This is a genomic window from Wenyingzhuangia sp. (assembly GCF_039768515.1).
Lineage (GTDB): Bacteria > Bacteroidota > Bacteroidia > Flavobacteriales > Flavobacteriaceae > Wenyingzhuangia.
In genome coordinates, this window is record NZ_JBDNAI010000045.1 from 1 (window position 1) to 10176 (window position 10176).

Genomic DNA, 10176 nt, shown 5'->3' on the forward strand with positions numbered 1-10176 from the left:
ATTGAAACGCATTCATGAACAATAAAAATATTTATGATTATTGACTAGATTCAGCAATAAGCCTATTTTCCCAGAAACTTTTCAAGCCGATCTATGACATACATAGTGAGATTATTTTATCTAACAAAACAAGGTTTAGCGTATCCGAAGAAGTTTAATTGTTTAAAAATTTAGAGTTAGGATACCCCTTAAAGACAATGTCTTCATCAATTATTCTATGATGATCTTTTTCACAAGACTACCCTCACTAATAGAACTAATTCTCAGCAGATAGACTCCCTTAGCATATCTCGAAAAGTCAATTCCCTCTTTATGAACAATACCCTGCTGTAAAACACTACCTTGTATATTTTCAAGTCTGTATTCTAAATTCTGAATACTGCTATTACATTTAAAAATACCATTACTTGGATTTGGATAAACATCAATATCCATGCTATGAACACTTTTATTTGCTAGGCTTGATTTTGAGAAAATTTCAATTTTATCCAGCTCACTAGATAGTGAACGTTTCTGCGTAAGTCTAATCGTGTTTTCTCCTTGTTGCAATCTAACATCTTGAATTGTATTTTCTCCATAAATATTCCAATCACCCGTTTTGGCTACCAAGAAATCCTCGTAAAGTTGTCCATTTATCTTTACATCCATCACAGAATCATCTTTATTTCTAACCGCAACAAACAAAACAATATCATAATCTCCTTCATCAGAAACCTCAAATTTATACTCTAAAAATTGATTACTTCTAAAAGCATCTATATATTTTAAACCAGAAGCAGCAGTATTTGTACCAATGACAACATCGGCAGAAGCTGTTGAATAATCCTCTGCCTCTAAAAGTACTTGAACTATTTTTTCGGACAAATTAAACTCTTGAAAATAAAGCGGTCGTTTGTCTCCTTGGCCAACAATTTCATCTCCCGTATCTTCCATGAGATACACATATAATTTATCATCTTTGACAAAAGCATCAAAATGTTCGTATTCAACAGTTTCTTGACCTGTGTAAATTACTTCCCATTTGTTTTCGCCTTCTAATGTTGTTTTTATGTTTACTTTCCCATCGAGAAGCTCTACCATGAAAACATGATTTTTGTAGCTATACATTTCTCCTCTTGTTGCAGGATTTGGAATTGAACCTCCTGCCATTTTAGAAAAATTATCTTCCCCTACTTTTTTGTAATAATGTACATTAATATTATCTATTCTTGTGACAAAATGAATGGCTCCGCTTTCAGTAACCGTCCAAGCAGGATCATTAGAACTTCTCGGTTGAGAGGCTGTGCCAAAATCATCTGCAGGCTGACCAATCTGGACAGGGTCTTCTGTAGGATCTATATTATTTATTATCGGTAACGAAATCGGATTGTCATTTACATCAAACCATTGACTTGATTGGTTTTTTGGAATTTCATTAGTATAGGCATAATACAAACCGCTATTCAACATGTATCCATTACTCGTACTTGTATTGTTATTGGTGGAATACCTTATGGAAAATCCCGAATAAAATTTACCATGTAAGAAGCGCTCCCCTCCATACATATTATTTCTGTTTGGCAATTCTAAAGTCCCCTCATGATAGGTCCAATTATTAGACCATGAATGACCATCATAATGTGCCAATAAAATATCCCCATTCCCAGATCCTCCTACTCTATAGCGCACAATTAAACTTCCATCCTCTGCCCTATGTAGCATAGGATACGTCAAACGCTCATAGTTTTGACCTTCTTTCAAATAGGTTCTTTTTGTGTTAAATATTTCTGAAGTAAATTCATTATCCGGCACAAAAGCCATGTTTTTTTTTGAAACAGAATAATTAAAGAAAACAGAAGGCAGTGCGCTTTTTCTGTAAGCATGCATATCATAAATGATATGAATTGTATTGTCAATAGTACTTACTCCTATGGCTGCAGTATTATGAGAATCTCCTCTAATTCCTGTACCCTTATAGAGCTCTCCATTTTGACCAATATGCTGATGAGGAAACTGAATGGTAACCCAAGATGAATTTTCCGAATTCAAGTTTTTCCTAGACAACATTAAATTCCGTTGGTCCATACCTCCTTTGTACCAAGTTACAAATGCATACCCATTGATGACATCAATACAGTCGCCATGAGGTGAAATTCTTCGCCCAAACCTATAATTGACATCCCTCGTGCCTACAAAAAACAAAGCGCCTTCATCAGCTTTAGTGACTTTGGTGTTATTGATTAATGTAGCGGTTAATTTGTTTTGACCTACAATTGTAAAGGACAGACAAACAAACAAGCTAAAAAACACTATTTTTTTAATCATAATGATGACTTTTTAATTTCTATTTTAGCCAACAAAAGGTAGCTTTCACTACCTTTTGTATTCTTAATGAGTAAAGTTTAGAAAGAATTAATCTTTAACTGAATGGTGTGTTTACCAGGTGTCAATCTTATCATTTGAAAGGCTGATGGCACACTTTCACCATTGTGAATAAGTTCTTTTCCATTTAAACCATTCAAAGAAAATTCTGCGACCATATTTCCAGGAATTACAATTTCATAAGTCTGTAATCTTTTGCCGTTATAGGTATATTTCCCTTTGATCTTACCCCTTACCGTTGGTACTTCTATTTCACTATTTTTTAACGTACTCATTTGAGGTTTAATCGTTGCTATTCCAAATCCTGGTGTCTTAGGCTTGATCCCCCATAATCCTCTAGGAATTACATTAGCTGGAGCCGCGCCCCAAGCATGATTCCAATCTAAGTTTATTTTGTATTCGTAATCCCATGCCTCAAGGGTTATGGTAGACCCTGCACGAATCATATTGTACCAACTCCTCTTAGCTTTGCTAGCTAGCAATTCTAATGCATAATCCTCTTCACCCGCATTGTATAGACCATCCATTAAAAATTGTGCTCCATAAACGCTACATGCCATTCCTCTAGATTTTACAAAATCCACAACAGATTGATAATGTTCTTGAGGTACAATCCCGAATGCTAAAGGCATCATGTTTGCATGTAGAGAAGCGTGATCTGTACCAATTCCATCTACATAAATCCCACGGTTTTTATCAAACATTTGCTCGTTAACCGCTTTTTTAGCTTTTGCAGCTCTGTACTCAAAATCTAAATTTTCTTGAGTTTTACCTAGCAACCTTGCAAATTCAGCCATAATCTTCATATTCTCATAAAAGAAAGAATTAATTACAGTGCTGTAAGGTTTGAAAACAAAACCATCTCTTTCTCCCTTTGTCTTACTTCCTGCAAAATTCTTAGAAGGCCAATCTACAATATCTGTTAACGGCTTTTTATAACCCTCTGGAAATCCTAACTTCCTCATAAACTCTTTGTCAACTTTGGTAGAGGTAATTAAACCGTCATCGTTTGATAGTTCAAATAATGATTTGTGTTTTAAAGGTTCATAATAACGTTCTATCAACTCTGTATTTCCAGTATACATATAGTCAGCATAAATTAACAAAGGAACGTGCTGCTGCCATTCAGTTGGCCAAGTAGGGTTTTTCATAAAATATTCAATGGTCCTTCTTGCCATCGCATATTCTCTATCTGTTGTGTAGTGACTTAATTGATTTAAATATGCATCTGCCTCATAGGGTATACGCTCTCTATCTCCGTCTACATATAACCCATTAAATGTGGTTGCTTTTATAGAATATTTTGATAAATCCCAAACCTGATTTAAAATATCATTACTACTTTTAAAACTACTTGCTTTCTCATCCCAATAACTATGAAAAGCCAATTGAGTAAAGTTTTCTGCTTTTAATTCTCCTTCATAGCCCTCAATCTCTGCATACCTGTAAGGAACCAATGGAGGAAAACCTTCAGGTAAAGCAACTGCCTGATTTGGTCTTGTATTTCTCTCATCCGTTTGTACTTGGATCTGATATTCTGTTTTACCAGGTTTTACATCAACCTTTATTTCCTGATATCGAATGTTACTTTTCTTTGGAACAAACCTGTTGACATTTCCTTGGGCGTCTAACATTTCACCAACTCTAACAGTTATGGTGTGTGACCTTTTTGCCTGATAAGAAAAGTTAAGCGTTGCAAAAGCAGCCTTTCCAAAATCGATAAAATAAAAGTCTCCTCTTTTTTCAAACTTATTTGGCTTTATTTTAGCTGTTATAAACTTATTTTCGGTAGAAATAATATAGCTATCGCTTTTACCTGTGGTGAATTTTTGAGGAGCCGCGTAATCTACTAATCTATTCGCTTCATCCCAAATTCTAACTTTCCAAAAATACGTTTTCCCAATCTCTAATTCAGTACCCTCGTATTGTACATCTGTAGATTTTGAAGATGAAACTCTTCCACTATCCCAAACATCTCCGTTATTAGCATCAATACTAGCTTTGTTCGAAGCTACTAAGATTTGATATGCACCTTGATATTTAGCCCCTAAAGGAACTGTCCAACCAAACTCTGGCTTTAAGTCAAAAATTTCTACACCCGCTTCAGGTGCTCTAATCAACTCTACAGTTAAATCTGAAGGAGCAGATCTATACTTGTTGCTATTTTTCTTGATTAGTGCTTCTGTTTTTGCACGTAAATTTGCAAGTACCCTTTTATATTTTCTCTTACCTACAAGATTTTTAATTTCTTGAGGATCTTTCTCCAAATCATACAACTCTTCAATAGTCTTGTCGTTTACATACCTAAAATACTTCCATTTTTTAGTACGTACACCCTCACTAGGTGGAATTTCGCTAAAATCCCAAATGTGCTCAATTAAAATGGTATCTCTTTCAATTGATTTTTTTTCTTGATTGACCAACGGCATCAAACTTTTACCTTGCCAAGTTGATGGAGCTTCAATACCTGCTATATCAACAATAGTTTGTGGCACATCTATATTCAAAACCATTTCGTCTATATCCTGATGTTGATCAATCCTTGGATCAAAAACAATTAACGGTACTCTAATAGAATTGTCATACATTAACCATTTCCCTGCAAACTGTCGTTCTCCTAGAAAGTAGCCATTATCTCCCATCACAATAATGACAGTGTTTTTATCTTGTCCTGTTTCTTTAAGTTTGGCTCTAATCTTTTTGATTTCTAAATCAACTCCTGAAATCATTCTGTAGTACCCTTTAAGACTATGTTGGTATTTCTCCGGAGTATCATAACGCCATGTCCAACGCAACCTATTGAATCCATCTCTAACTATTTTTGGCTGAGCTAAAAAGTACTTGTCATCGTTTAATTCTGGATCAGGAATTGTTGTGTTTTCTAGCATTGCATCCATGGTACTCTGCCAGAAGTATTGTTTTTCTGCACGGTCATGAGCATGAGGTGCACTAAAGCTTAAAGACAAACAAAAAGGCTTATCTCCGTTTGCGTTTTTACCTATAAAGTCGAGTGCTTTTTGCCCTGTATATCTTGTTAAATGAACCGTATCCTTGTCAATTGTTTTGTAATAATATCCTCTTCTGTCCGGAAACTTATTGTTTCTGTCGTAAGATTCGTATTCATCAAATTGTTTGTCCAAATGATTGTACCTTGTTCCATACTTTCCAAAGAAACCTGTGTAATATCCATTATCTTTCAACAACCTTGGATAAGAATTATCCATATACTCATCTCGAACATTTCCCGTTTGAAAATTAAAATTGTGAGATCTTTCATACAATCCTGTTAAAATACTAGTCCTACTTGCCGCACAGATTGGAGTGGTAACGATTGCGGAATTGAAATAGGTTCCAGATTTTGCTAAATTGTCCATTTCTGGAGTTTCAACAAACTCGTTTCCAACATAACCAATAGCATCAAATCTTTGATCATCGGTAAGTATAAAAATAATATTTGGATTCTCAACAGTTTGATCTTGTTGAGCATTGGTAATATTAAAACAAGATACAGCAAACAGTATCACTAATAAATAATCTTTTTTAAACATCTGTAAATTTCTTAATTGTTTGTTTAATTTTTGTGTGTAAAAATCTAAGGTAAAGATAAAGTTAAGTTCTTTTGTTTCTATCCTGTTCTATCATGAAAAATAGTTTGTTCATCTTTCCTTAATACCTAAAAGAGACCCTAGAACCTCAAGAGGTCATCCTTCCATCTTATGATTTCATTTTTGTACATCGCATCTAATCCCATTTGAACAGAAATCGCTGTCTTAGCTCCTGTTAATATTCCACATTCAGGCTGCTTGTTTTTTTGGATTGCTTCTCTAAAATCTATCAATGCCTGTTCCGTTGGATTTAAATGTTCTACATCTATCTTGTATCCTTTTTCTTTACCCCATTGGAGGGTAGCGCCACTTACCCCGTCTACAACTCCAGTAACCTTAGTGTTATTATTACCTTCAGGATAAAACCAAGCATTCTGTCTATCGATAATGATCGTACCTTTATCTCCTAGTATTTTTATTTGATAACCCTCCCTGGCATTAGTAGTCAAACATGTAAAGGTTGCTTTTATCCCTTTTGGATATTTATATATTAAATGAATATTATCGTATGTTTCTCTTCCATCTTTCCAGTAATCTACACCTCCTACTCCCATAACTTGGGTTGGGGTTTCGCCTAATACCCAATTGACAAAGTCAATTTGGTGTGAACACAATTCGGCCGTTAATCCTCCTGAAAATGCTCTATACATTCTCCAATTAATTGCCTTCTCTAATTTAGGGTCTTTAACTTTTCTTCTCCAATCTCCATGTCTATTCCACTGACACTCAAAAGCAGTAATATTCCCAATTTTCCCTTGTTGAATCAAATCGACAACATGGTGATAAAGCCTTGAACTGTGGTATTGATGGCCTACTTGGAATATGGGATCTGATTCATAAGCCTTTTTGACCAATTCTCTTATCCCTGTGTACCCTTTTGCCATTGTTTTCTCACAATACACGTGCTTTCCTGCATCTAACGCATCCATTGCTATTTTAGAATGAGTATTAAAAGGGGTTGCCACAATAACGGCGTCAATATTTTTATCATCCAGGAGTTTTTGATAATCTGAATAACCACGTGGATTAGAATTTGATTTTCGCAAACCTTCTTTCAATCTAAAGGGCAAAACATCACAGGCAGCTACAACGTTTACTTGATCAATCGAATTGATGATCGTCATGAGTCCTTTCCCTCGAACCCCAGTACCAATAACACCTATATTTAGGGTTTTATTGAGGTTTTTATTCGATAAAATGTTTCCATATAAAAAAGAAGAACCTGCCAAGGTAGCTGTTGCTGCCAAAGCTGTTTTTCCAATAAATGATCTTCTCTTCAAATTTTAAAATTTAGGATCCCAACCTGGTGCGTATTCTCTGGTCCAGAGTTTCATCGCATCTCTATTATACATGATACCTGTTTTATCATCTACATCAAAACCTCTATTAATTCTGTAAGCAATATTTGCATAATGCACCATTGCCATACTTTTACTAGCATCATCTATAGGAGCTGTTAGCTTTGCTTTTCCTCTTATGGTTTCAAAAAGATTTTGCACATGCCTTGTCGACATATCTCCGCCTCCTCCTAAAGCAGTTCCTGCTTCATTTGATGAAGAATTATATTCTTTAACTAACTTTCCTCTACGATCATAAAGCATATATTTACCTCTATCTATAAAGACAGACCCCTCAGTTCCATAGATAATTACACCTCTTCCATCTCCATAGGTACCATATTTATTTCTCGATTTACCATCCCATTTGATAACTTTGTTGTCGGCAAATTTAAAAGTAGCTTCCATATCATCATACATCTCCCACCCATCTTCTAAAAAATGACGTTTTTCTGCCTCAACATATACTTGCTGTGGAAAGTTAACTTCTAAAGCCCAACGTGCAACGTCTAACTCATGAGTTCCGTTATTTCCCGCCTCTGCAGTTCCATAATCCCAACCATACCAGTGCCAATTGTAATTCCACGTTTCAGAGGTATAGTCACGTCTGGGCGCAGGACCTTGCCACAAATCCCAATCTAAACCTTGAGGTACTGAGGCTTTCTGCTGTAAGGGGACTCTACCCCTACCGTTGTTGTAAAAAGCCACAGCTTTGTAAGGTTTCCCTATAACACCATTGTGAATTTCAGTGATGATCTCAATGGTATGACCTGATGATCGTTGCTGATTCCCCATCTGAACAATTTTATTAAAGTGTTTTGAGGCATTCACAAGTTGTTCATTTTCGTACATATTGTGGCTACAAGGCTTTTCAACATATACATGCTTACCAGCTTTCATTGCCATAATAGATCCTGGAGTATGCCAATGGTCTGGAGTCGCGTTAATTAGTACATCTACATTTTTATCCTCTAATACATTCCTAATGTCATTTTCTAATTTTGGTGCATAATCAATATATTGACCAAAGTCTTTCAACGCTTTTAAGCGTTGACTTTCCATTACGTCACACAAGTAGAGTAAGTTCACATTACTCTGCTTTGAAGCAATAGGAGCTTTGAAAGCATTTAATCGTCTTCCCAAACCTGCAATAGCAACGTTTATTCTATCGTTGGAACCAATAATATTATTATAACTCTTAGCAGATAAGGAATTTACACCTCCAAACAAGGTTACCCCCAAAGCAGCGGATGTTGTTTTCTTTATGAAATCTCTTCTGTTACTTGCCATCTTAATGTTTTTTTGATTTTGGTACTCTAATCTTAATATTCCTAAAGGATACTTTATCACCGTGATCTTGTAATAAAATCTGACCTTTTTCTAACAACCCAAAATTAGGCCACTTAGAATATTTACTTTCTGATACTAATTTTAAAAAGTCCTCACTTCCTCGTTCGTACTCTAAAACTTTCACGCCATTTAACCAATGTTCTACGTGGTTATTAATGGATTTAATGTAAGCAGTATTCCAAGATTCAATTTGATGTATTGGCTTTTCTGGATCTGCTTTGATCAAGTCATATAGAGAACAAACTCTTCTACTCCCCTCATGTGAACCTCTTTTTGCATCTATATGAAGCTCATCATCTAAAATTTGATATTCTAAACCAATAGACGAACCTGGCCCTTTATTCAATTCCGTGTCTACATAATATTTTATACCACTATTTGCACCCGCAGTCAGTTTAAAATCTAACTGTAGCTCAAAATCAGTGTATTCTCTAGTCGTAACGATATCACCACCTGCAGCAGATTCAGCACCACCAGTAGACAAAACTATAAGTTCTCCATTTTCTATTACCCAACCTTGATCTGGAAAACTTTGTAATTTTGCTCCACGCCAACCCTTAGTCGTTTGACCATCCCATAACATTTGCCATCCTGACTTCTGTTCAGAGACAGTTAAATTATTCTTAGTTATCACAGGTTTCAAAGGGGATTTTGTTGTGTGTAGAGAGAGATTCTCAGTTAAGATTCTCGCATTTTTCCACATCACTTGCTTGCCAAGTTTGTCTTTCTTCTTTCCAATTGAATGTACTTGTAAACCAATAAAACCTGTAGCGGTTTTATCATCAATCAAATAGGACGCTGGAACTTGATTGATCCATGTCTTAATGGTATCTCCAATGGCCTCAACGCGATAATGATTCCATTGATTTTGCTTGAACGCTTTTTGGGCTTTAGGATTGTTTTCTAAAGTATTCAACCACTTTCTTCTCTTTTCATCGTAAATTCCCCCACTCCAAGAACGCTTTGAAGGATCAATCTCAACTTGATAACCATGAACAATTCCTTCTCTGTAGCTTGGTAGCGTATTGCTCCTAATTTGAATTCCAGAATTCATTGTAGGATCGACTTTAAACTCTATTTCTAAGATGAAATCTCCATAATTTTGGTTGGTCGTCAAAAAAGTGTTTGGCGTGTCTGCTGCAGTGGTTCCTATAACGACTCCATCAACTACCTCATAAGTAGCCTTTCCTCCTTTAATATTCCAGCCATTAAGTGTGTCTCCTTGAATTAAATCAATCCAAGAATCATTTTGTTTACTTGACTTACACGAAATCAAAAGCACAGCTAACAAAGCAACAATGCTGATTGATGATATTTGTTTTATTGGTCTCATTTTAAATTATTTAATTGTGGTTTTGTGTACTTCGATAAATATACTCTAAAAAAGAAGGGTTAAATGTGTAGCAACTGCTAGCACCATTTCAATAATCTTCTTTACCTAATCTAATGATCAATTAGAATTTGTTAATTCCAAAACAAGGCACATTAGAATGTAGATTACTTTACTGAATTTTAAAAATTAC

The 10176-nt window shown here is 35.3% G+C and carries 5 protein-coding genes; all 5 read right to left on the minus strand.

Annotated features, from left to right (window positions below):
- Nucleotides 1–210 precede the first annotated feature (210 nt).
- The 5 genes from ABF281_RS02930 to ABF281_RS02950 all read right to left on the minus strand — a co-directional run bounded on the left by ABF281_RS02930 (nt 211) and on the right by ABF281_RS02950 (nt 9986).
- The gene (locus ABF281_RS02930; protein ID WP_347180204.1) at nt 211–2304 is read right to left on the minus strand and encodes a BNR-4 repeat-containing protein; all 2094 of its coding nucleotides are present in this window, start codon (nt 2302–2304) and stop codon (nt 211–213) included.
- Nucleotides 2305–2381: 77 nt separating this feature from the next.
- Nucleotides 2382–5909, minus strand: a complete 3528-nt coding sequence (locus ABF281_RS02935; protein WP_347180205.1) for a family 78 glycoside hydrolase catalytic domain — start codon at nt 5907–5909, stop codon at nt 2382–2384.
- 137 nt (nt 5910–6046) lie between these two features.
- Complete coding sequence (locus ABF281_RS02940; RefSeq protein ID WP_347180206.1) at nt 6047–7246, minus strand: Gfo/Idh/MocA family oxidoreductase; 1200 nt, start codon at nt 7244–7246, stop codon at nt 6047–6049.
- 3 nt (nt 7247–7249) lie between these two features.
- Nucleotides 7250–8593, minus strand: coding sequence for a Gfo/Idh/MocA family oxidoreductase (locus tag ABF281_RS02945; RefSeq protein ID WP_347180207.1), 1344 nt, complete (start codon nt 8591–8593; stop codon nt 7250–7252).
- A gap of 1 nt (nt 8594) precedes the next feature.
- On the minus strand, nt 8595–9986 hold the full coding sequence (locus ABF281_RS02950) for a DUF1080 domain-containing protein (protein WP_347180208.1): 1392 nt from the start codon (nt 9984–9986) through the stop codon (nt 8595–8597).
- Nucleotides 9987–10176: the final 190 nt, after the last annotated feature.